The organism is Aquella oligotrophica (genome assembly GCF_002892535.1).
Taxonomy (GTDB): domain Bacteria; phylum Pseudomonadota; class Gammaproteobacteria; order Burkholderiales; family UBA11063; genus Aquella; species Aquella oligotrophica.
Genome location: NZ_CP024847.1, coordinates 1,679,218 through 1,703,659, shown reverse-complemented (window position 1 = coordinate 1,703,659; position 24,442 = coordinate 1,679,218). Strand labels below are relative to the sequence as shown.

General features: G+C 38.6%; 14 protein-coding genes, 2 tRNA genes and 3 rRNA genes. 12 read left to right on the top strand and 7 right to left on the bottom strand.

The window, feature by feature from the left end; genetic code table 11:
• Positions 1-390 precede the first annotated feature (390 nt).
• The 3 genes from CUN60_RS07840 to CUN60_RS07830 all read left to right on the top strand — a co-directional run bounded on the left by CUN60_RS07840 (position 391) and on the right by CUN60_RS07830 (position 3,570).
• Positions 391-1,086, top strand: coding sequence for an SAM-dependent methyltransferase (locus CUN60_RS07840; protein ID WP_102951504.1), 696 nt, complete (start codon positions 391-393; stop codon positions 1,084-1,086).
• Positions 1,087-1,315: 229 nt separating this feature from the next.
• A complete protein-coding gene (locus CUN60_RS07835) occupies positions 1,316-2,578 on the top strand; it encodes a hypothetical protein (RefSeq protein WP_158649349.1) in 1,263 nt (420 codons plus the stop codon).
• A gap of 8 nt (positions 2,579-2,586) precedes the next feature.
• Entirely contained in the window at positions 2,587-3,570 is a 984-nt protein-coding gene (locus CUN60_RS07830) for a hypothetical protein (RefSeq protein WP_102951502.1), read from the top strand.
• Between the two features lie 32 nt (positions 3,571-3,602).
• Here the strand turns inward: CUN60_RS07830 and CUN60_RS07825 are convergent, their stop codons facing one another.
• Entirely contained in the window at positions 3,603-5,051 is a 1,449-nt protein-coding gene (locus CUN60_RS07825) for an aminoacyl-histidine dipeptidase (RefSeq protein WP_102951501.1), read from the bottom strand.
• Positions 5,052-5,214: 163 nt separating this feature from the next.
• Here CUN60_RS07825 and CUN60_RS07820 point away from each other — a divergent pair, with 163 nt between their 5' ends.
• The gene (locus CUN60_RS07820) at positions 5,215-7,599 is read left to right on the top strand and encodes a beta-N-acetylhexosaminidase (RefSeq protein ID WP_102951500.1); all 2,385 of its coding nucleotides are present in this window, start codon (positions 5,215-5,217) and stop codon (positions 7,597-7,599) included.
• A 76-nt stretch (positions 7,600-7,675) separates the two neighbouring features.
• Here CUN60_RS07820 and CUN60_RS07815 read toward each other — a convergent pair whose 3' ends face one another.
• The 5 genes from CUN60_RS07815 to CUN60_RS07795 all read right to left on the bottom strand — a co-directional run bounded on the left by CUN60_RS07815 (position 7,676) and on the right by CUN60_RS07795 (position 12,031).
• Positions 7,676-9,118, bottom strand: coding sequence for a sugar porter family MFS transporter (locus CUN60_RS07815; protein WP_102951499.1), 1,443 nt, complete (start codon positions 9,116-9,118; stop codon positions 7,676-7,678).
• Between the two features lie 140 nt (positions 9,119-9,258).
• Positions 9,259-10,761, bottom strand: a complete 1,503-nt coding sequence (lysS, locus tag CUN60_RS07810; protein ID WP_102951498.1) for a lysine--tRNA ligase — start codon at positions 10,759-10,761, stop codon at positions 9,259-9,261.
• A gap of 18 nt (positions 10,762-10,779) precedes the next feature.
• Positions 10,780-10,998 carry a sulfurtransferase TusA family protein gene (locus tag CUN60_RS07805; protein WP_102951497.1) on the bottom strand — a complete coding sequence of 73 codons (219 nt, stop codon included), beginning with the start codon at positions 10,996-10,998 and terminating at the stop codon, positions 10,780-10,782.
• Between the two features lie 6 nt (positions 10,999-11,004).
• Positions 11,005-11,373 carry a ClpXP protease specificity-enhancing factor gene (locus CUN60_RS07800; protein ID WP_102951496.1) on the bottom strand — a complete coding sequence of 123 codons (369 nt, stop codon included), beginning with the start codon at positions 11,371-11,373 and terminating at the stop codon, positions 11,005-11,007.
• A 10-nt stretch (positions 11,374-11,383) separates the two neighbouring features.
• The gene (locus tag CUN60_RS07795) at positions 11,384-12,031 is read right to left on the bottom strand and encodes a glutathione S-transferase N-terminal domain-containing protein (protein ID WP_102951495.1); all 648 of its coding nucleotides are present in this window, start codon (positions 12,029-12,031) and stop codon (positions 11,384-11,386) included.
• A gap of 231 nt (positions 12,032-12,262) precedes the next feature.
• Between CUN60_RS07795 and argS the strand changes: the two genes are divergently transcribed.
• The 6 genes from argS to rrf all read left to right on the top strand — a co-directional run bounded on the left by argS (position 12,263) and on the right by rrf (position 19,855).
• Positions 12,263-13,993 (top strand): arginine--tRNA ligase, encoded by a 1,731-nt coding sequence (argS, locus tag CUN60_RS07790; RefSeq protein ID WP_102951494.1) that lies wholly within the window; start codon positions 12,263-12,265, stop codon positions 13,991-13,993.
• Positions 13,994-14,356: 363 nt separating this feature from the next.
• Positions 14,357-15,885 (top strand): 16S ribosomal RNA (locus CUN60_RS07785).
• A 169-nt stretch (positions 15,886-16,054) separates the two neighbouring features.
• A tRNA-Ala gene (locus CUN60_RS07780) sits at positions 16,055-16,130 on the top strand.
• Between the two features lie 17 nt (positions 16,131-16,147).
• Positions 16,148-16,224: transfer RNA gene (locus tag CUN60_RS07775), tRNA-Ile, on the top strand.
• A gap of 404 nt (positions 16,225-16,628) precedes the next feature.
• Positions 16,629-19,493 (top strand): 23S ribosomal RNA (locus CUN60_RS07770).
• A gap of 247 nt (positions 19,494-19,740) precedes the next feature.
• Positions 19,741-19,855 (top strand): 5S ribosomal RNA (gene rrf, locus CUN60_RS07765).
• The 16S, 23S and 5S rRNA genes sit together here with 2 tRNA genes alongside, the layout of an rRNA operon.
• Positions 19,856-20,483: 628 nt before the next feature.
• Here the strand turns inward: rrf and CUN60_RS07760 are convergent.
• Positions 20,484-21,764: a cation:dicarboxylate symporter family transporter gene (locus CUN60_RS07760; RefSeq protein ID WP_102951493.1), complete on the bottom strand. Its 1,281-nt coding sequence runs from the start codon at positions 21,762-21,764 to the stop codon at positions 20,484-20,486.
• Positions 21,765-21,926: 162 nt separating this feature from the next.
• Here CUN60_RS07760 and CUN60_RS07755 point away from each other — a divergent pair, with 162 nt between their 5' ends.
• Positions 21,927-22,475 carry a hypothetical protein gene (locus CUN60_RS07755; RefSeq protein ID WP_102951492.1) on the top strand — a complete coding sequence of 183 codons (549 nt, stop codon included), beginning with the start codon at positions 21,927-21,929 and terminating at the stop codon, positions 22,473-22,475.
• Positions 22,476-22,920: 445 nt separating this feature from the next.
• On the top strand, positions 22,921-24,288 hold the full coding sequence (xseA, locus tag CUN60_RS07750) for an exodeoxyribonuclease VII large subunit (RefSeq protein WP_102951491.1): 1,368 nt from the start codon (positions 22,921-22,923) through the stop codon (positions 24,286-24,288).
• Positions 24,289-24,442: the final 154 nt, after the last annotated feature.

The following is a 24,442-nucleotide window of genomic DNA, read 5'->3' as shown; positions in this document are numbered from 1 at the left end:
ACGTAGACCTCCTTTTTAATCTTCTTTTTTCTAGTTTAAGGGTGAAATAGTGGGTTATGGGGGGAGGTCTTCTAGAGTCAATAATTCAAAGTTACATGATTTATGAAATTTTTAAGTCTAATATTTAGTGCTGGGAGCGTGCCATAAGTGGATTTTCTATATTTAAGCTTTATATCTTGATTTTATACAGTAGTTAGTGCACCGCCAAATATACAAATGAAGCAAGGCAGTAATATTAGTTTTTGGTTAAAATTAAACTTTGATTAGATTGAATTAAGGCTGAATGTACCCATGTGACCAAGTAAGATCTATCTTTTTAAAGTATTTCTTATTCTTTATCCCTTATAATATTGTAATAATTATCTAATACATTTATAAATATCCCATATTATGTCAAAACTTTTTCTTATTCCAACTAGTCTTAATCCTGAAGTTAATAGCGCAGTACTTCTTCCTAATGAGTTGCTACAGATCAGGCATCTAGAGCATTTTATCGTTGAAACTGCAAAAACTGGACGTGCACATTTGAAGCAGCTAAATCTGGATACACCGCTACAACAGTTACAGATTGAAGAACTAAATAAACATAAGCAGGATATTAGTAAATTAATTGAACCGTTCAAATCTGGCAAAGATGTCGGCTTAATTTCTGACTGTGGTTGTCCAGCCGTTGCCGATCCCGGTGGTAGAGTAGTTGCAGTTTGTCATGAAATGGGGGTTGAAGTAGTACCACTTGTTGGACCTAGCTCAATCTTACTTACATTGATGGCAAGCGGGCTTAATGGACAAAAATTTACCTTTCACGGTTATTTACCAGCCGAACCTGATGCACGTAAAGTTAAATTAAAACAGCTTGAGCAATCCATTCTAAAAGAAAATAGTACCCATATTTTCATAGAAGCACCATTTCGCAATCAGAAACTCTTTGAAGCAATGCTAACAACTCTGCATGCCGAAATAAAGTTATGTCTGGGAGTTGATCTGATGACTAGCGGACAAAAAATCATCACGCGTGAAATAGCTAAATGGAAAAATAGTAAATTTGATTTTAATAAACAGGAAGTTATTTTCCTAATTGGCAAGTAGATATTTTATGTTTGAATGTTTGAAAAGCAAATGACAAACTCAAGGAAGCTAATTGAAAAATACAAGATTAATACCCTAAATGTATATAGCTATTTAGATGTCGGATTAGAATATTAATGGTACTAATTATGCCGAGTGATATTTAACACATAATAGTTATGCGAATTTGCATTTGAAGAAAAATGACACTAAGTCTTATAATACTGAAAATTATATAGGAGCAACTGGTATGAGAAAACAAACTATAAATATTATCTTATTATCAATTATGGCAGGGCTTGGGATTGTGGCATGTAATAACGGTAGTAGCTCTAGTCCAACACCATCGCCTGCTCCGACCCCAACTCCGTCACCATCGCCTGCTCCAACCCCAACCCCCACTCCCTATCCCAATTACTGCATGAATAATGTTGCAAATTTTGATAGTTTGACAGGGGTTAGCCTAGCCAGTTTACCGTATGATTTTATCTGGGGGCCAAGCCTTGCGAATTTACCATTTCCAAGTAGTCTTGAATCATGTAATAATTATATTAATTGGCAACAAGACCGGGTTCTTGCTGCGGCTAATTACTGGGTAAGTCAAAAGGTCAACTATTGTCATCATCATATTCCAACTTGGTACCCTGAATACAATATGGATGGGGTTACGCCAAACCCAGATGCTAAAATTAGTTTTGAATCCTGTAGTAATGTGCCTAAAGAGCCAGTTACAAATCCAGCACAAATAATTCGCTGGAACTATTCGGGAACCGGGATTGAGTCACAAAAAGCTTGGTATAATGTTGATTCTGGCAAGTTGTATCCAACGGGTAATTATGGTTATGGTTTGGACTGTAGTGACTATACGAAATTAAATTATGCCTATGCTGAATCAATCTATTTTACCAGTGATGTTTCAATGCAGGCAGGGCAGGCAGCCAATCAGCAAAATCTGGCACCTAATATGTCGGGTTTTCATGATTCAGGAGCAGCTGATACACTAGGACTATATTCTGCTGGAAATCTGGTATGTAATGATGGTACGGCAGTTAATTTACCTAAAGGGATGGCTGATAGTACCAGTTGTAATGGACATGGCGGTTATATTTCAGTATTTACTAGTAGCGGAGGCTATAATGCAAATGCTTTGACCGAATCAGTCATGAATAATTTGCAGCCGGGAGATTTATTATATATCGCTGGATTAGCCTATGATTATAATAATCAGACGATTAATCCAACGGTTACTCATGTAGTTATGTGGACTGGACAAAAAATTGGACAAAGTAGCTGGATTACTGATAGTATGATCGCACCAGAAACTGATATTGATAGCTGGAGTTTTCATAATGGAGAATGTGGTAGTCAATGGTGGTCTGCAGCCAATAATCAAGGGAATTGGATTATTACCGATAGCCATTACCAGGGACCAGATTATCGCGCATTTACCGAATGTTTCTATAAAGCTCAGGTATGGGGTGTACGTAGGGTACTTGGCGTAAATAATAATTAGGAGCTTTGATGAAGATTAAAAGAATAGTTTTATCTATTTTAGCGTTAGGAGCTATTTCTGCATGCAGTAGCGGTAGCTCTGGTAATGTTGGCAGCGCACAGATGTTTGCCTCAGTTACTGTTCCAACAACAACTTATGCAAGTAAATTTGCCTTATATACGAGTGTTGCAGGAGGTCCTGCAACACTTACTGAGATTGATACTGGCTCGGATTTTCTTCTTATAGAATCAAGCTATGTGGGTAGCAATATAGTTATGACCAATGAAAGTGTAACCTATACCTATGACCATGGTACTAATCCTCGTTCAGGATATCTTGGGTATACAACAGTTAGTTTTCTTAATGGTGAAAGTGGTGGTTCAATAATTAGTACTAATAATCAGGTGCCTGTTATAGTTGTTGCTGATGGAGTAGTTAATCCCAATCCTAAACAGAATCATGCAATTCTAGGCTTACGTATGGATAGTAATGTTTCTGCTAAGTTATTTCTGCCATATCCATATAATCAAGCATTTATTTTTGATGTGCCTAAATCTGAAATTACCTTTGGTAATTTTACCGAATCACAGCTTGCAATTTTTGGAACGGTTCAATTAGTAGAAAGTAGCTGCAATAATTACGGTGTAAGTTCATCAGCAAGTCCGATTTGTTGGGATGATATGGCAGTACCAGTAGATTATATGATTTCAGGGGCTCCAAACCCAGTGATTCAATATAATTCATTGTTTGATAGTGGAGCATCTTCCAGCTTTCAATTTTCTCCATTACCATCATGGCTTGATGTTAATAAAGATGGAAATATTGTAAATACGATAAAAGCTGATATCGTAACTTCACTGGGTGTAATGCCAATTTATTTAACTGATCCGGTAGCTGCCTATGATAGTAATTATAATGGAGGCATTGTAAATGTTGGAAATAATATTTTCAATTATTATCAAGTATTATTTGATCAACAAAGTGGAAATATTGGATTAAATCGTATAAAATAAATAATGCCCCGTATTTTATGGGGCACTATTTTTTAAAGCCGTTCAATTAGATTGCTTAATAGCTTCCAGTTTTTAGCAACTGATTTAATGTTAACCTTTTCACTTGGTGAATGTGGAAAGCGGATTGTTGCTCCAATTGATATTGCATCGAGTGTTGGAAATTTATCAATAATAAGTCCGCATTCAAGCCCGCCATGGGTCGCGCCAACATGAATTTCTTCATTAAATAATTCTTGATAAACTTCTTTTACAACCGCCAATGCTGGACTTTGGGTGTTTGGTTGCCATCCTGGATAACAGTCAGAATGTTCAATCCTCGCGCCAATTTGTCTAAATGCTGCGGCTACCGCATTTGCTGCTTTTATTTTTGGAGCATGCATCGCACTTCTTTGTAAGGTAATAACTTTTAGATGATCATCATGAGTACTTACTACACCAATATTACTCGAAGTTTCGGCGATTCCTAGTTTGTTATTCATGCGCCAAACACCATTATAAGCACTATCAAGGGCATAGATAAATTGGCGTGCCTGAGTTGGGTAAATTACCTTCTCTGCATAATCTACATCCAAAACGACGAGCTTAAGGTTTGGGTCGGTTTCACTAAATTCCTGAACTAAATCACGCTCAAAATTGCTGATAAATTGTTTTATTTGCTGAACCTTATCTTTTGCTATATTGATATAAGCTTCACAATAAGCTGGAATGACATTACGTAGTTTGCCACCACTAATTGATACTAATTGAAATCCAAATTCTAAATCAAGTGCAACTAGTAAATGTGCCATTTCTTTAATTGCATTAGCTCGTCCTAGAGGAATATCAACTCCTGAATGTCCACTAAATAGGTCTTTTAATTCAATTTTTAGTGTTTGCTGATTAGGTGCCGCAACTTCACGACTAATTGGGTAGGTAACATTAGTGTTTATACCACCCGCGCAACCGATACAGACTTCATCATCTTCCTCAGAGTCTAGATTGAGTAATACTTCACCTGTAACTTCATCACCAATGATGCCAAATGCACCAGTCATTCCCGCTTCTTCATCGGTTGTGATTAGTACTTCAAGATCATTATGTTTTATATCTTTTGAACTAAGAACTGCCAGTGCCATTGCTACGCCCATCCCATTGTCAGCACCAAGGGTGGTGTCATTAGCGGTTACCCATTCGCCATCTATATAAGCATCAATCGGGTCAGTCTCAAAATTATGTTTAGACTCCTTACCTTTGGCAGGAACCATATCCATATGAGCCTGCAAGATAATTTTTTTACGTGGTTTGCTGCTATCTGTTGCTTTTTTACGAATTACCACGTTGCCGATTTTAGTAACAGTATAATCTAATCCAAGAGTTTTGGCGGTTTCAATCAAATATGCCCGAACCTTATCTTCCTTTTTGGATGGGCGGGGAATCTGAGTTAGCTGATGAAAATAGCCCCAGACAATTTGTGGCTCAAGCTTTGCTATATTACGATCCATACATGCTCCTGATAAAATTTTTCACATCTGATATTATATACTAAAGCAATTTAATTGGGCTTTGATATTATTGATACTTTGATTTTAAGGTCATAAATGCTTACGCTATATGGTTTCCTTGGTATAATATAACTTTATAGGCATAAATAAAAAGGGATTACCGATGAAGCTGAAATTATTTGCATCAACCATGCTTTTATTACTTGGTAGTGTATCTGCTAAATCCTATACAAAAGCGGATATTGCGGTAAATAGCATTCAAATGGGGCATATGGATGAAGATCTAGCAAATGAATTTAGCATTCAGTTTAACTTCACAAATAAAGAAGATACCTTTAAAAAATGGCAATTTGGATTTTATATGCCAATGCCTTTTTATAGCCTCGCGTTACAGAATGTTAATCAAAATCTGAGAATGCAGATTTGTGATGCTGGTGGTAGATGTACGAATTTACGTTATGTGAAGGCTGATTCGATAACCGATAAAGATCTATCTCAGGCTTATCTGACAATACTTGAGCCAATAAGTAATTTTCCGCTTGAAGAGGATAAAACGTATTATATCCGGTTAAGTCATAATAATCAGGGCTTGCCAGCGAATATCTCAACTTTTCCACAGAGCTTATTCTTGATAAATACCGCTAAGGCAGCAGATATTCCTAAGATATACACAATTAATACTGAAATAAGTAACTATTCAGTAATTGGCTATGACCAAAACAAAATTGATGAAAACTTAAAAAATACAATTCAGAATAACTGGAACTCAAGTTTGTCTGCAAGCCCAAATGAGCTTAAGGTTGTACCAACTCCAGTCCTGGTTGGGCAAGCTATTGATAGTGGGTATGTTTTTCCGAAAAAACTGGTAATTCATAATCAGCTAAATAGTGATAATGAGATGCTACAAAATTGGGCAGCAATCATGAAGGAAGACTTTGATAAAAAAGTGACAGTAGATAATGACAGTACTGCTCGGGATGGAGTTGTGATAACAGAAATAACCACTCCAAAAGTAGTAAATAATAACCCTGAAGGGTATCGGATCACAATTACCGCTGATAATATTATGATTGAAACAATGACTAATGCTGGTGCATATTATGCACTACAAACATTAAGACAACTTTGGTATCAAAATAAAGAGAAACTTCCGTCAATGTCAATCGTTGATTATCCACGCTTTAAGTATCGTGGAATATTGCTGGATGTTGCTAGACATTACTTTAGCATTGATGAAATAAAACAGCTGCTTGATGTGATGGCAGCAAATAAGTTAAATACACTACATTTGCACTTATCTGATGATGAAGCATTTAGACTTCAAATTCCATCGTTACCTCTTTTGTCCGGTGCTTCAAATCGTGGGCTTGGACAGCAAATTGGCGCAACAATGTTAGTACAGAATAATCTTGATACTACCAATCGTAGTCAGTTGGATTATCCCTTTGCAAATACTCCATATTCCGGTAGCTACTCGCCAGAAGATATAAAAAATCTGATTGCTTATGCCAATCAGAACCAGATAACAATTATTCCTGAAATAGATATTCCCGGACATGCACGTTCAATTATCAAGGCGATGCCGGAAGTAATGATTGATCATAATGATAATTCACAATATATGTCAGTTCAGGGTTATACTGATGATGTTTTACCTGTTTGTACCTATAATAGCGATATTTCAATTGGTGCTGAATTTACCCAAACAATGAATACTTTAGTAAATGATATTGCTAAAGAATTTAATGGACAGACTACTATCTATGCAATAAATAATGAAATTAGTGTAGCAGGAGATGAAGTAAGTAAAAATGCATGGAGTAATGATACCAGCTGCCGTAATGAGTGGAATGATTTATCTGCACTAGCAAAATCCCAGCTATTTTTAGAGCGCTTAGCCAATAATAATAGTGATTTACTTATTTCAGGTTGGCAGCAGCTGGTACAAAATTCAGATGGTTCTTTCAATAAGGAAATTATTGGTAGCGGACAAACCGGACATGTTTGGGTATGGGATCCAAGTAATACCGGGATTAAGAATGCTGCATTACTTGCTACACGAAACTATCCAACCGTGCTGGCTTTTGCGGATAAGACATATTTTGATCTGGCTTATACACCATCAATGTATGAGCATGGTTTTATTTGGGCAGGAAATAATAGTGGTACTTATACTGCTTTAAGTAGTATAGTTAGCGCAAATCAGACTTTAAATCAAACTAAAAATCAACAAAATATACTTGGACTTGAAGGCACATTATGGTCAGAAAATTTGGCTAGTACTGATCATTTATTTTACATGGCATTACCAAAACTATCTGGGCTGGCTGAGGCAGCATGGTCGCCGCAGCATACTACGGCAAAAGCAACTCAGGTTAACTGGCAAAGTCTTGCAAATAGGCTTGGTTGTGGCTCAAATGGCTTTTTAAATTATTTAAATAAGCTATATCAGATAAATTATCGCGGTTATCCAAATGGTATTTATAAGGAAGTACCTGATGAGGTATGTCAGAAAAATGAAATGGTAACGACTAATCTAAAAAAATGACCTTGCAAGAACTCTTTAAAATGAGGCTTACCGCATCAGATATCCTGATGCGGTTGGTATAAGAAATATATCTTCCTTACATATTACCAATTTCTTTTAATGGTTTACCACTTTTTAGATTCGCTTCAAGATGCTCTAGTGTGATTCCTTTGGTTTCAGGCACAAATAGCTTCAAGAATAGCATTGATAAAACACAGAATCCAGCAAACACAAAGAAAATTGATGCATTACCATATGTACGCATGAAGGATAATGCGTTACCCATAACTAATCCTGCAAAAGTCCAGTTTACGATCGTGGTAACAGTCATACCAACTTCGCGTCCTTCTAATGGGAATACTTCCGAGCACACAAGCCAAGCAACAGGTCCCCAAGATACGGCAAAGCCAAAAATATAAACAATAACTGAAATTAATAAAACTGCTTTGGGAACACCACTTATTTGTGATGGGTCGGTAATGCCACCAATACTTGCAAATGCAAGTCCAGCTGATATCATGGTGATCATCATTACCACCGCGCCAACATAAAGGAGTTTTTTACGCCCCCATTTTTCAACTAGTTTGATAGCTGGGAAAGTAAATAGCATATTGACAGTTGGTACGGTCATCATAGCAACTATACCCTTCATTCCGGCATAACCAAAAATTGTTGGTGCATAATAAATCATCATATTAATTCCAACTAGTTGCTGGAACATCTGAAGAACTACACCCATAATCATTACTTTAAAGAAGTATCCTTTAAATACGATACCCAATCCAGCGCCTTTGTCACTGCGAATTGCTTCATCGATTTCTTTTAATTCCTGCTCAACCTCTTCTTTGCCATTTAGTACCTTTTCAAGTACTTTTTGTGCTTCCTGACGTTTACCTTTTAGCATCAACCAACGTGGGCTTTCAGGTAATGCAAAACTACCAAAAAACATCACTAGAGCAAAAGCTGCAATTACGATAAACATTAATGGTAGGGCAACTAATGGATTAATGAAGATATGGGCAATCGCAACATTAGTTGCTGCAATAAGAAAGATCCCAATGGTTATCATTAGTTGGAATAGAGTTCCCATTGCACCACGAATCCCAGCCGGAGCTGTTTCAGAAAGGTATAGTGGAACAATAAATGATGCAACACCAACGGCAAATCCTAAACCAAAGCGGCAGGCGGTCAAAATTTCAATTGATGGCAGCGTTGCTGAAACAACAGATAGTGAGCTAAATAAAAAGCCTGCTAACATAAGACTGCGTTTCCGACCAAGAAAACGGGCAAAGAAACCGGATAATAACGCTCCGATGACACCGCCAGTTGCAAGAATCGCTGCGTATTTTTCACCACCTTCAACACCAAGATGGTAAACTTTTTCAATTGTTTCGAGTGAGTTTGCTATAAAGCCCTGATCTAGACCAAAGAGTAATCCGCCCAATGCTGCAATTGTACAAACCCAGTAAACTATTTTTTTGTACTCGGCATTAGGATTATATTTATTTGATCCTGATGAAATATTAATTGGTCCAGCCATTTTTCTTCCCAAAAATAATTATTATTGTAAAAGTTAAGTAACCAATGATTATATCCGGGTAGCATAGATAATACCATTTGCGCTGCACCAAAATAAAAAGCCTATACACTTAGGCATAGGCTTTGAGAAAAAATTATTTTCTATTCCGGGCGCATATGTGGGAAAAGAATAACATCGCGGATTGAAGCGGCATTGGTTAGAAGCATAACCAGCCGGTCAATTCCAATACCTAATCCACCAGTTGGCGGCATCCCATATTCAAGAGCGCGGATATAGTCGGCATCGTAATGCATTGCTTCTTCATCACCAGCATCTTTTTGTTCAACCTGTTGGCGGAAACGATCAGCCTGATCTTCCGGATCATTAAGCTCAGAATAACCATTAGCTAATTCTCTACCAACTACGAATAATTCAAATCTTTCGGTTATTCCCGGTCTATCATCCGATTGCCTTGCTAATGGTGAGGTTTCAATCGGATGATCCATGATAAAGGTAGGATTCCACAGTTTATGCTCGGTATTTTCTTCAAATAGTAGTAGTTGTAAAACTGCCAAACTATCTGTTTCAGGTTCATGGCGAGTCAGCTTTTTAATTTCTGCTTTAAGAAATCCGATGTCCGTTAACTGATTAATGTTTAATTCAGGATTGTATTTTAGTATTGCTTCAGTAATAGTTAATCTATCAAATGGTTGCTCAAGATCAACAGTTTTATCCTGATAGTTGATTACTAGTGAATTACAAGCTATTTTTGCTGAATTTCTTACCAACTCTTCGGTAATTTCCATCATTCGTTTATAATCTGCATAGCTTTCATATAACTCAATCATAGTAAATTCAGGGTTATGTCTGGTTGATAAGCCCTCATTGCGGAAATTACGGTTAATTTCAAAAACTCGCCCCAAACCACCAACAATTAGACGTTTTAGGTATAATTCTGGCGCAACTCGAAGATATAAAGGCATATCAAGTGCATTATGATGTGTCACAAATGGTTTTGCTGTTGCACCACCGGGGATGACGTGCATCATTGGAGTTTCAACTTCAAGATAATCTTGTGCTTCAAGAGTTTCACGGATAACTCGGATTATTTTTGAACGTTTAATAAAAATATCTTTTGACTCATCATTCATTATCAAATCAAGGTAACGCTGGCGATAACGCTGCTCTTGATCACTAAGTCCATGAAATTTTTCAGGTAAGGGGCGAATTCCTTTACTGATTAATTTAACTTCTTTGGCATCGACAGTTAATTCACCAGTTTTGGTTTTCATTAGCGTCCCACTGACTCCAATTATATCGCCAATATCATAATGCTTAAATGCTTCATATACGTCTTCACCTAGTTTTTCTTTACTCAGGTATGCTTGAATCCGTCCTTTAGAGTCAGCAAGAGTTGCAAAAGATGCCTTACCCATAACCCGTTTAAGCATCATCCTGCCACTAACTACCGCTGGGATATTTTTTTCCGCAAGTTCTTCTTTACCAAATTGTTCGTAATTTAGGTGTAGGTCTGTTGAGTTATTTTGCGGTTTAAAGCCATTTGGGAATGGATTTCCTTGATTTCTTAGTTGTGATAGTTTTTGGCGGCGTTCAGCAATCAGTCGATTTTCATCTTCATACATTTCGTGGCTTATTTCTGTCATTTAATTTCCTTAATTTTATTAGCGTCGCTTGATTATTGTTGTAATTAGTTGTTGTTCTTGGGATTGACTTAGTAATATATTACCTGTTTTATCGCAGAAATCCTGTAAATCTTTGATTGATGCAGGATCAGTAGTTAAGACTTTTACTGCTTCTCCAGATTCTAGGTTGGCGAGAAATTTTTTGGTTTTTAAAACAGGAAGCGGGCAATTAAGCCCGCTCAGATTTAGCTCTATCATAGCGGTTTATTTAACTAGTTTTAAACCACTACCAGTTGTTGCTGGCTCAGGTGATGTTGTAGGCGCCTGATTTTCAAGTTCAAACTGCATTCCTTGTCCATTTTCTTTTGCAAATACTGCAAGAACATTACCAACAGGAATAGCAATATCCTGAATACTTCCTGAAAATGTAGCCTTAAAAGTAACCCACTCATTATCAATTAGCAGGTCTTTGGTTGCGCTGTAGGCAATATTAAGAACAATCTGGTTGTCCCGAACAAACTGTTTGGGTACCATAGTGTTATTATCTACAAAGGTTAGCAAATGAGGCGTAAAGTTATTATCAATACACCATTCATATAAGGCACGAATAAAATATGGTTTTTGGCTTGTCATAATTTTATTCTTACTGTTTCATACTACGTTCGGCAGCGGTTAAAGATGCCAGAAAGCTTGGGCGATTAAACTGGATTTCAGCATATTTCATCATATTAACCCAGGTTTTTTTAACTTCAATTTCATAATGATTTAATCGCCAAAGTATTGGTAATAACGAAGCATCAAGCAATGTAAACTGATTACTGCCAAAGTATTCCATTTTTTTATTATTAGCAAAAACAGTAGCGATTTCATCTAGTGAGTTACTGATTTGTTTTTTTATTTTATCAATATCTTTTTTAATTTTAGGGTCTTTACTTTGTATATTTGCATCCAAAAATCTAATATGCTGAAAAAGCTCTCGATCCAATTTATGTAGTGCCATTCTCATTCTTGCTTTTTCCGCAGGTTCAATTGGCATTAGTTGTGGATGAGGAAATCTTTCATCAATATATTCAGATACTATATTGGTATCTAGGAGAATTAAGTCACGTTTTTTATTATTCTTATCTATGTCATCTACGAGAACTGGTGTTTCATTATATGGTGTTAGTTGCATAAGGTCGTCGCGGTTAACCGTTGCATCAATTATCTTGAAATCCATATCTTTTTCATGAAGTACTATCCTTACCCGGTGAGAAAACGCGCAGCGTGAATCGGAATACAAATGTATCATTGAGGGCTCCTTTGTGTGAAATTATTTGTCTTTTGCAGCCCGATATTATATATAATAAAGAAAAAAATGTCAATACCCATTGGTTTAACATGCTGATTTTAAATGATATAATCGATAATTTGTGATTTTGAAATGAAAACAGATGTGGAATTAACTTTTTATCCTGTGTTAAAATTTTGACCCACAGATATAAGTTAAAAATTAAAATTACAGGTTATAAAAGAGAGCTTAATGCAAGAAACCATTCAACATATCCTTGAACAGAAATTTAGAAACGCTTTTGCACGAACAGGAATTGGACCCAATATACCTGTTGTTTTGCAGGAATCTGGACGTCCTGAATTTGGTGATTATCAAATAAATGGAGCAATGGCAGCCGCGAAACAGTTGAAGCAAAATCCACGTGAATTAGCACAAAAAATTATAGAAAATGTAGAATTAACTAATGTTATCGAAAAATTAGAATTGGCGGGACCAGGCTTTATTAATATTTATTTAGCGGATGAGTTTCTTGCAAGTAGGCTTGGCAATAAGGTGCTAGATGTTTCTTTGGCTCAGACAGAAACAATTGTTGTTGACTACTCGGCACCAAATTTGGCTAAAGAAATGCATGTTGGACATCTACGAAGTACTGTTATTGGTGATTGTCTGGTTCGTGTTTATGAATATATGGGCAATAAAGTGATTCGCCGCAATCATGTCGGCGACTGGGGTACTCAATTTGGTATGCTAACTGCATATTTGCTGGAATTAAATCAAAATAAAGAGTCTCTTCAGATGGAGCTTGGTGATTTGGAGGAGTTTTATCGGAAAGCTAAGGCAAAATTTGATGCTGATGAGAACTTTGCAAATAAAGCTAGAGAATATGTAGTTAGATTGCAATCGGGTGATGCAGAGATTCTTGCCCTGTGGCAGCAGTTTGTTGAGGTTTCTCTTGATCATTGTCAAGAGGTTTGTGATAGGCTTGGCACTAAACTAACGCGTGAAGATGCTGTGGGGGAAAGTAGATACAATGATTTACTTGCTCCAATGGTTAATAAGCTAATGGAAGAAGGAATTGCTGTAGATAGCAATGGAGCAAAATGTATATTTTTTACCGAAGATGAGCTGGGGAGTAAGGATGAGACTCCATTCATAATTCAAAAAAGTGATGGCGGATACCTTTATGCTACTACAGATATTGCTGCAGTTTATGATAGGGTAAATAATCTCCACGCTACGAGACTGGTGTATGTGATTGACTCTCGTCAATCTCTGCATCTTAAACAGCTGTTTGTTGTTGCACATAAATCCCATATTGCTAATTCAGACGTAAAAATGGAGCATGCTGCGTTTGGAACAATGATGGGTGAAGATGGTAAGCCTTTTAAAACTAGAACAGGTGGAACGGTTAAGTTAATTGATTTAATAAATGAAGCAATAACAAGGGCAACAACATTAGTTAAAGAAAGAAATCCTGAATGGAGTGATGATGAAGTTGCTTCTTTGGGGCACATTCTTGGTGTGGCTGCCATGAAATATGCGGATTTATCCAAAAATCGGACAACGGATTATATCTTTAGCTTTGATAAAATGCTTGCATTTGAGGGAAATACTGCACCTTATCTATTATATGCTTATACAAGAGTTAATAGTATTTTTCTTAAAGCTCAATCAACAATTGATGCTTATTTAAATAAAGATATTATGATTACTAATGGAGATGAGCATAAGTTGGCATTGCATATTGCTAGGTTTGCTGATCGCTTAATTCAGGTTGCAAAAGAAAACTATCCCCATTATTTATGTTCATACATTTACGAGTTGGCTGTTTTATTTATGAAATTTTATGAAAGTTCACCAATTTTGAAAGAAGCAGATCTAGCATTGCGTGACAGTCGCCTAGCATTGGCAGCTAATACAGCTAAGACTCTGGAAGTTGCTTTGAGTTTATTGGGAATACCTGTTGTAGCTAAAATGTAAAAATTTTGAAATGCATTATTCTTTTGATGTATTTAGATTTTATTCTTAGTTAAGCGAATAAACAAGAAGAATTAAGTTAAAAACTTTTGACATAGAAGTTTTGTTTGTGTAATAATAACGTTCTCCCCAAAAGGAATCGATTGGGAAAAAGAGAAACAAAACAGATCTTTAACAAGATAAACAATCAATAAATGTGAGGCATCTAGCTATAGAAAAGGTAGTGCCGTGGAGTGGGTTATTAAATAATCTGTTTCATGGTGTTACAAAAAAATAGCAGATGTCTAACGGGAAACCAAAGACGTCAAGCGAGTGTGTTCGTGTATGAATGCACTATAAAAAGAGTAGACTATAAGTCTAGGATTAAAACAAAAGAGTTTGATCCTGGCTCAGATTGAACGCTGGCGGCGTGCTTTACACATGCAAGTCGAGCGGCAGCACGACCTTCGGGTTGGTGGCGAGCGGCGAACGGGTGAGTAATACATCGGAACGTACCTTTTAGTGGGGGATAACGCATCGAAAGATGTGCTAATACCGCATAATCTCTGAGGAGGAAAGGCGGGGACCTTCGGGCCTGTCGCTGAAAGAGCGGCCGATGGCTGATTAGCTAGTTGGTAGGGTAAAGGCCTACCAAGGCGATGATCAGTAGCTGTTCTGAGAGGAAGATCAGCCACACTGGGACTGAGACACGGCCCAGACTCCTACGGGAGGCAGCAGTGGGGAATTTTGGACAATGGGGGCAACCCTGATCCAGCAACGCCGCGTGAATGAAGAAGGCCTTCGGGTTGTAAAGTTCTTTTGTCAGGGAGCAAAGGGTGGGTGCTAATACCATCTATCGCTGAGAGTACCTGAAGAATAAGCACCGGCTAACTACGTGCCAGCAGCCGCGGTAATACGTAGGGTGCAAGCGTTAATCGGAATTACTGGGCGTAAAGCGTGCGCAGGCGGATGATTAAGTTAGGAGTGAAATCCCCGGGCTCAACCTGGGAACTGCTTTTAAGACTGGTCATCTAGAGTTTGTCAGAGGGGGTGGAATTCCAAGTGTAGCAGTGAAATGCGTAGAGATTTGGAGGAACACCGATGGCGAAGGCAGCCCCCTGGGATAAAACTGACGCTCAGGCACGAAAGCGTGGGTAGCAAACAGGATTAGATACCCTGGTAGTCCACGCCCTAAACGATGTTTACTTGCTGTTGGGGGCAACCTTAGTAGCGAAGCTAACGCGAGAAGTAAACCGCCTGGGGAGTACGGTCGCAAGATTAAAACTCAAAGGAATTGACGGGGACCCGCACAAGCGGTGGATGATGTGGATTAATTCGATGCAACGCGAAAAACCTTACCTGCTCTTGACATGTACGGAAGATTTCAGAGATGAGATTGTGCCTTCGGGAACCGTAACACAGGTGCTGCATGGCTGTCGTCAGCTCGTGTCGTGAGATGTTGTCTTAAGTGACGCAACGAGCGCAACCCTTGTCACTAGTTGCCATCATTAAGTTGGGCACTTTAGTGAGACTGCCGGAGCTAATCCGGAGGAAGGTGGGGATGACGTCAAGTCCTCATGGCCCTTATGAGCAGGGCTTCACACGTCATACAATGGTAAGTACAGAGGGAAGCAAAGCGGCGACGTGGAGCAAATCTCATAAAACTTATCGTAGTCCGGATCGTAGTCTGCAACTCGACTACGTGAAGTCGGAATCGCTAGTAATCGCAGATCAGCATGCTGCGGTGAATACGTTCCCGGGTCTTGTACACACCGCCCGTCACACCATGGGAGTGGAGGATACCAGAAGTAGTTAGGCTAACCGCAAGGGGGCCGATTACCACGGTATGTTTCATGACTGGGGTGAAGTCGTAACAAGGTAGCAGTAGGGGAACCTGCGGCTGGATCACCTCCTTTCTAGAGAATGGTTGGATGCCTCACATTTATTGGTTGTTTATAGTAGTTAAGATTAGAAGTACTGGGTAGAAATACAGAGTATAAAAAATGCGAGTAATGCGCGGAGCGAAATTGCAAAGTTTAGTGATCTAAATGAGCAATTGAGCGACAAAGTAGTACGAAGACATTTGGGGGATTAGCTCAGCTGGGAGAGCACCTGCTTTGCAAGCAGGGGGTCGTCGGTTCGATCCCGTCATCCTCCACCAGGTATAGGTGAGATAACGGGTTTGTAGCTCAGTTGGTTAGAGCACACGCTTGATAAGCGTGGGGTCGGAGGTTCAAGTCCTCCCAGACCCACCAAGACAGAGTGTCTAATGTAGATGAGATTAAGATTAAGTCATTTATATTAAGTACTTTGGTACTAAGATCTTTAACAAGATGGATAGAGTTAGATATTAAAAATTTACCAACGCGTATATTATTAATGCTAATAATCTTTGTAATTCCGAATAAATCGGACTTACAAATCTTATAAGCATAAACTAAATTCAAAGTAGGTAACTACTTTGGAGTAAAGGATTATATGCGGGTAGATTGCATATGTAAAAAACTTAAGCAAAAAGAAACTCATACAGTAAAAAATAAAATCTTAGAGGTTTGGAAACGAATCTTTGAGAATCAGCAGTTTACTTGAATTTTTTATCGCGTTAACTAAGCTGACAAAGTTAGCTATTAATACGGTAAAGAGACTATTAAAATAATAGAGTCAAGTGACTAAGTGCATGTGGTGGATGCCTTGGCGATTACAGGCGAAGAAGGACGTAGTAGCTTGCGATAAGCTGCGGGGAGTCGGCAAACAGACTTTGATCCGCAGATTTCCGAATGGGGAAACCCGGCCAGAAATGGTCATCCCGCAAGGGAAGCGAACCCGGAGAACTGAAACATCTAAGTACCCGGAGGAAAAGAAATCAACCGAGATTCCGAAAGTAGTGGCGAGCGAAATCGGAGGAGCCGTATAGTGTTATAGTGACGAGATAGGAGAAATACCTGGGAAGGTATGCCATAGTGGGTGATAGCCCCGTATCTGAAATCCGACATTAAGAACTAAGCTATAGAGAAGTAGGGCGGGACACGAGAAATCCTGTTTGAAGATGGGGGGACCATCCTCCAAGGCTAAATACTCGTAATCGACCGATAGTGAACCAGTACCGTGAGGGAAAGGCGAAAAGAACCCCGGGAGGGGAGTGAAATAGAACCTGAAACTGCATGCATACAAACAGTGGGAGCGGACTTGATCCGTGACTGCGTACCTTTTGTATAATGGGTCAGCGACTTACATTCAGTAGCAAGCTTAACCGAGTAGGGGAGGCGTAGGGAAACCGAGTCTTAATAGGGCGAATAGTTGCTGGGTGTAGACCCGAAACCGGGTGAGCTATCCATGGCCAGGATGAAGGTGCAGTAACATGCACTGGAGGTCCGAACCGACTAATGTTGCAAAATTAGCGGATGAGCTGTGGATAGGGGTGAAAGGCTAAACAAACCCGGAGATAGCTGGTTCTCCTCGAAAACTATTTAGGTAGTGCCTCGTGGTTGATACTTCTTGGGGTAGAGCACTGTTATGGCTAGGGGTTATTGCAACTTACCAAACCATGGCAAACTCCGAATACGAGAAAGTAATACACGGGAGACAGACATCTGGTGCTAACGTCAGGTGTCAAAAGGGAAACAACCCAGACCGCCAGCTAAGGTCCCAAATGATCAATTAAGTGGTAAACGATGTGGGAAGGCATAGACAGCTAGGATGTTGGCTTAGAAGCAGCCATCATTTAAAGAAAGCGTAATAGCTCACTAGTCAAGTCGTCCTGCGCGGAAGATGTAACGGGGCTAAATTGATAACCGAAGCTGCGGATTCACAGTAATGTGAGTGGTAGAGGAGCGTTCTGTAGGCCGATGAAGGTGTGTTGAAAAGCATGCTGGAGGTATCAGAAGTGCGAATGCTGACATGAGTAGCGTTAAAGCGGGTGAAAAGCCCGCTCGCCGAAAGTCCAAGGATTCCTACGCAACGTTAATCGGCGTAGGGTGAGTCGGCCCCTAAGGTGAGGCAGAGATGCGTAGCTGATGGGAAACAGGTTAATATTCCTGTACCGATGTATAGTGCGATGGGGGGACGGAGAAAGTTAGGCCAGCCAACTGTTGGAATAGTTGGTTTAAGCATGTAGGTGGGGAAGTTAGGCAAATCCGGCTTTCTAACACTGAGGTGTGATGACGATTACCTACGGGTAAGAAGTGGTTGATACTAAGCTTCCAGGAAAAGCCTCTAAGCTTCAGCTGTACACGACCGTACCGCAAACCGACACTGGTGGACGAGATGAGTATTCTAAGGCGCTTGAGAGAACTCTGGAGAAGGAACTCGGCAAATTAGCACCGTAACTTCGGGAGAAGGTGCGCCCCGATGATGTGTAGGAATTTACTTCCGAAGCAGTAAGGGGTTGCAGTGAAATGGTGGCTGAGACTGTTTATTAAAAACACAGCACTCTGCAAACACGAAAGTGGACGTATAGGGTGTGACGCCTGCCCGGTGCTGGAAGATTAAATGATGGGGTGCAAGCTCTTGATTGAAGTCCCAGTAAACGGCGGCCGTAACTATAACGGTCCTAAGGTAGCGAAATTCCTTGTCGGGTAAGTTCCGACCCGCACGAATGGCGTAACGATGGCCACACTGTCTCCTCCAGAGACTCAGCGAAGTTGAAATGTTTGTGAAGATGCAATCTCCCCGCGGCTAGACGGAAAGACCCCATGCACCTTTACTGCAGCTTTGCATTGGACTTTGACCATATTTGTGTAGGATAGGTGGGAGGCTTTGAAGTTGTGACGCTAGTCACAATGGAGCCGACGTTGAAATACCACCCTGATATGTTTGAGGTTCTAACCTAGGTGTAACAGCACCGGGGACAGTACATGGTAGGCAGTTTGACTGGGGCGGTCTCCTCCCAAAGAGTAACGGAGGAGTACGAAGGTAACCTTATCACGGACGGAAATCGTGAGGAAAGTGCAATGGCAAAAGGTTGCTTGACTGCGAGACTGACAAGTCGAGCAGGTGCGAAAGCAGGTCATAGTGATCCGGTGGTTCTGAATGGAAGGGCCATCGCTCAACGGATAAAAGGTACGCTGGGGATAACAGGCTGATACCGCCCAAGAGTTCACATCGACGGCGGTGTTTGGCACCTCGATGTCGGCTCATCTCATCCTGGGCTGTAGTCGGTCCCAAGGGTATGGCTGTTCGCCATTTAAAGAGGTACGTGAGCTGGGTTTAAAACGTCGTGAGACAGTTTGGTCCCTATCTGCCGTGGGCGTTGGAGATTTGAGGGGGCTGCTCCTAGTACGAGAGGACCGGAGTGGACACACCTCTGGTGTACCGGTTGTGACGCCAGTCGCATTGCCGGGTAGCTAAGTGTGGAAGAGATAACCGCTGAAAGCATCTAAGTGGGAAACTTGCCTCGAGATAAGATCTCCCTTGTGCCGTGAGCACACTGAAGGGTCGTTGAAGACTACAACGTTGATAGGTCGGGTGTGGAAGCGCAGTAATGTGTTAAGCTAACCGATACTAATTGCCCGAGAGGCTTGACTCTATTATTTTAGTAGTTTTAGTAAAAATACTGCAAAAGCATATGAAGTAAAAACGAGACGCAAGATGACGTGATTTACATGAAAGTAAATGAGGAGTCTTGTAACGAAGTTATTACAAATAGGCATGGCAGTACTGCTGAGATAAGTGTGAGAAGAGCTTAAGTAAATAAACATAGTTAATATCAAAACAAAATCCATCTGTTAAACCGAATTCGCATAGTTCTTAATAAAGAACGTGCAAAAGAATTGCTTGGTGACAATAGAGACCTGGAACCACTCCTTCCCATCTCGAACAGGACAGTGAAACGGGTGATCGCCGATGATAGTGTGGGGTATACCATGCGAAAGTAGGACATTGCCAAGCTCCCATACAAGAGAAAGACCCGGATAATACCGGGTCTTTACATTTGTGGAGCCGAAATAGTTGATAGTAGACAATAGGGCAACACAATAGTGTAAGCTGGGTAGCTCACGCCTACCATGCTTCTTCAATCTGATTGAGTATAAGCATTGACACATCGTACATTGGACTTACGACAATTTCAATTAGCAATAAATTAGCTACAAAACAATCAAAAAGTTCATATCTCCCTCCATAACCTCCTGACCTTTGGTCAGGATCTTGTTATGGGGTTACCTCCTTTTATCTATCTTATTACTCTTTAGTTAGATGGTTTATCCTTTATTTAGTATACACTGCCAATTTGGCAGATTGTCTAATGATAGTTCTTCTGCTAGAATCTCGCAATATTTGGTTAATAATTGGGGAATTATGCAGTTTAAAAAGGAGTTACATCCTGTCTTAACTCAAGCGATTAATAGTATTAATTTTTTTTCAAAGATGAAATATGTCTTTTATCTTAAATCTAGTATTCTTTAGGAGTTTTATACCTTAACTATAATTGCTTCGCTAATTTACTAAATATTAAGCTCCCTATAGATATTCTGACTTAAAAAGTTGATTTAACTATAAAGTGACTAACAAAGTTATATTAACTTTTCTCAAGTGCATCTTTAAATTGTTTCAAATCTAATTTTTTTTCCCATCTGGCTACTACGGTAGCTGCCATACTATTGCCAATTAAATTTGTAGTACTTCTTAGCTCACTCATGATTTTATCAATGCCTAATAATATTGCAATAGTAACAACTGGTATTTTGCCATGCATTGCAGCCAATGTTCCGGCAAGTACAATAAAGCCAGAACCACTAACGCCTGCAGCCCCTTTACTAGTAGCCATCAGAACTAAAATTATAGTTAGATGTTCTTGCCAGCTTAATTGAATATTAAATGCTTGACATAAAAAAGCGATGACTAAGGCAAGATAGATATTAGTGCCATCAAGATTGAAGCTATAACCAGCAGGAATAACGATACCAACTACTGATTCATCTACTCCTGAGTTGGATAATTTTTTCATTATTGGACCTAGTGCGCTTTCACTTGATGAAGTTGCAAAAACTAAAATAATTTCGTCTTTGATAAATCGAAGAAATTTGAAAATATTAAACCCACTAATTTTAGCCATTAGTCCAAGGATTATGACTATAAAGAATAGACAAGTAAATATCATAGTAGCTACCAATCCAAGCATATGCCAGACTACATCAATACCAAACTGACCCAGCATAAATCCCATTGCTGCAAAAGCAGCTATAGGTGAAAACCACATTACAATACTTAGAATTTTGAATAAAAATGCCTGAATACTATGTAACTTAACGATAATAATTTCTCGGTATTTTGTGCCAGTATAGAATAGGATGAATCCGCTACAAATAGCCATAAATAAAATCTGTAGTGTATTACCTGTTAAAAATGGCTCTATTAGGTTGTGTGGAATTGCTGATAACATTATTTTTATTAAACTTGTGCCTTCTTCCGTATGTTGGGTATATTTTGCTACCAATGTAGGATCAATACTGGTGGCAGACAGATTCATCCCTCCACCGGGATGAAAGATGTGTCCAAAAGCAAGTCCAATAATCAATGAAGCAGTTGAAAGAACTTCAAAATAGATGAATGCTTTAATTCCTATTGTCCCTAGTTGTTTAAGGCTACCCATTCCTATGATTCCGCTAATGACAGTAAAGAAAATAATTGGGCCAACCATTAGTTTAATCACATGAATAAAACCATCAATTATTGGTTTGCTTTGTTTTGCCACAGTCGGATTGATCACTCCAAAGATAATCCCACCACACATAAAGATAAGAACCCAAAACCATAAACTTAAAAACCATTTTCTTTTTTTTGGGGTATAGTTAGCCATGAATGCCTCTTGGAGATATTAAATAATTGAAATAAACTAGGAGAATTATATTTGTTCTATATTTTTTAGGGTGCTATAATATTGTAATAACAATTATACTTGATTTATGTGCAGTTGTTGTTATTATTTATGATGTCATGAGCAAAAATTAGGGGATAAGCAATGCCAAAAAATAATCATAAAAATTATGAACTACCTAATCAGCAAACTTTGAACGATGCGTATAATGCTTTTTGTAATCTAGCTGAAAGTGTGCTTGAGTTAAATAAAACTTGTTTTGAACAGGCAAAAATGTTTTTTGAGGCAAATTTGGATCATGCTAAACAATTATATAAAGTGAGTACTCCCGAGGAGTTTACTTCGATTTTGTCGCATGTGGCTACACAAAATAGCTCAATGCTTGCAAAAGCATATCTTGAAGAATTAAATGTTATTCTTCAAATGTATAATAAAATAACTACTTCTTCTCAATCTGGACTGAGTGCAGCTCGTTTGGATGGTTTTCAGGTATATGATTTTTATTCCAAGCTGTTGCCAAATCCGGTTTCTTTAAAATTAGATGAAGTGGTTAAAGAAACGGCAAATGGTAACTATACTGGATTTCAGGCTATCCATCAATTTGCTGAAAAAATGTTATCACTCTATGGTAGTACAGTCAAAGAAAGCGCAGAGGGGTTGATGGCAAACTTGGAGAATGCAGCTAAAAAATAACTGTTTACTTCATTTGTCTTTTTATGACATTCTGATGTAATATTAGTCTGTGTCCGTCGTTATTGCTTGAATTAATTTTTGCTAAAATGATTTTAATATCATGAATCACGTCTATTGTCAATCTTTAAAATGTTATTGACTATTTTTAGTTTCTAATCTATGCCGTTTGAAAAAATATTACTAATCTAGAAATAAGTTATGTTAAAACACATTATGATCAGGCTGGAACCAGTCGCTAACTCTGATTTTGCTTATGATGCTTTTTATCATTTAAATGACTCAGCTTCTTTCCAATGGTTTGCGTTTAATGTAATGGAGTCTGAGTTTAAAGACTCTAAGATTTTTCTGACTTCTACTACTAATTAAGTGACTACTCGCTTGATTTAGGTCATTTTATCTGATACCACCAAGTTATAATTTACAAAAACTATTAATTGAGAAATAAATGCTTGATTTTATTAAAACTAATAACAGTGACGAGGAGTCAATAACGGTTAGCCAGCTTAACAAGATGGCTAAATCAACATTGGAGAATAATCTGCCAATTCTTTGGATTAAGGGTGAAGTTTCAGGGTTAAAAACCTATTCACATCTTTATTTTGATTTAAAAGATGAAGGTGCTAAGATCTCCTGTGTTATGTTTGCTAAGCTCGCAACAATGCTTGATTTTCCTCTTGAAAATGGAACTCAAGTAGAAGTCCGCGGTAGGGTAACAATTTATCCAGCTAATGGTAGTTATCAAATAAATGTTGAGCGGGTAAGAAAAGTTGGACTTGGTGCCTTATGGGAAGCTTACGCTAAACTAATTAATAAGCTTCGCGATGAGGGGCTATTTGAGAGTAAATATAAAAAAAATATTCCATTATTTCCAAAATCAATTGGAGTTATTACTTCCAAAGAAGGGGCGGTAATTCGCGATGTCGTAACGACCTTACGCCGAAGAATGCCAAATATCCCAGTTATTATCTATCATAGTGCCGTACAGGGGGCGGATGCCAGCATGCAGATTTGTCGGGCGATCCGGACAGCTAATGAGCGCAATGAAGTTGATGTGCTTATTGTATGCCGTGGTGGTGGTAGCATGGAAGATCTATGGTCTTTTAATGAGGAAGTTGTTGCCCGTGAAGTATTTAGTAGTCATATTCCGATAATAAGTGCAGTTGGTCATGAAACCGATACCACGATAATTGATTTTGTCGCTGATTTACGGGCACCAACACCAACGGCTGCCGCTGAACTGGTTGCCAGAAGCCGTCAGGAGTGGCTTGATATTCTAAATGGTTTTGAATATCGGCTTAAGAACCAGATTAATGGTTGTATAAATTATAAACAACAGCAATTGGATTTAATTTACGCTAGGCTTCGTGCAGTTAATCCCACTGTAAACCTTAGGATGAAGAAGCAAGTCATCTCCGAATTGGAAATAAAGCTAAAACGTGCGATGATGTTTTTACTGGCAAATAAGCAGCAACAGGTAAATGAATTGGGCCTCTCGCTTAGTTATTTAAAGCCCAACTTTATTAATCATTTGCAAAATCTAAGTTTTTTATCCCTGCGATTAAAAAATGCAATTACTAATTATTATCATAATTCACAACAGCGGCTTGAAAACTGTAACTTACGCCTAAAATCATTAAATCCAGAAAGTATTCTTGATCGTGGTTACGCCATTGTTCGGGATAATAAAGGTAAAGTACTTAAAAGTACCAATCAGGTCAAACATCATGCAAAACTCCTGATAATCCTTGGTGATGGAGAAATTGCTGCTATTGCGGATAGAAATATTGATAGTCTTCAGGAGGAGCTTATTTAAATTTAACTTAATATGTTATGAGATTTTTTCTATATATGGTTAAGAATTTAGTAGCAAGTTGATTTTATTTGAAATTTATATGCCAAATTTTTGTTGTTTGATATAGATACAGGTTTAATTGTTTTTTGAAATATTGTCCATTCTTTAGGTATGC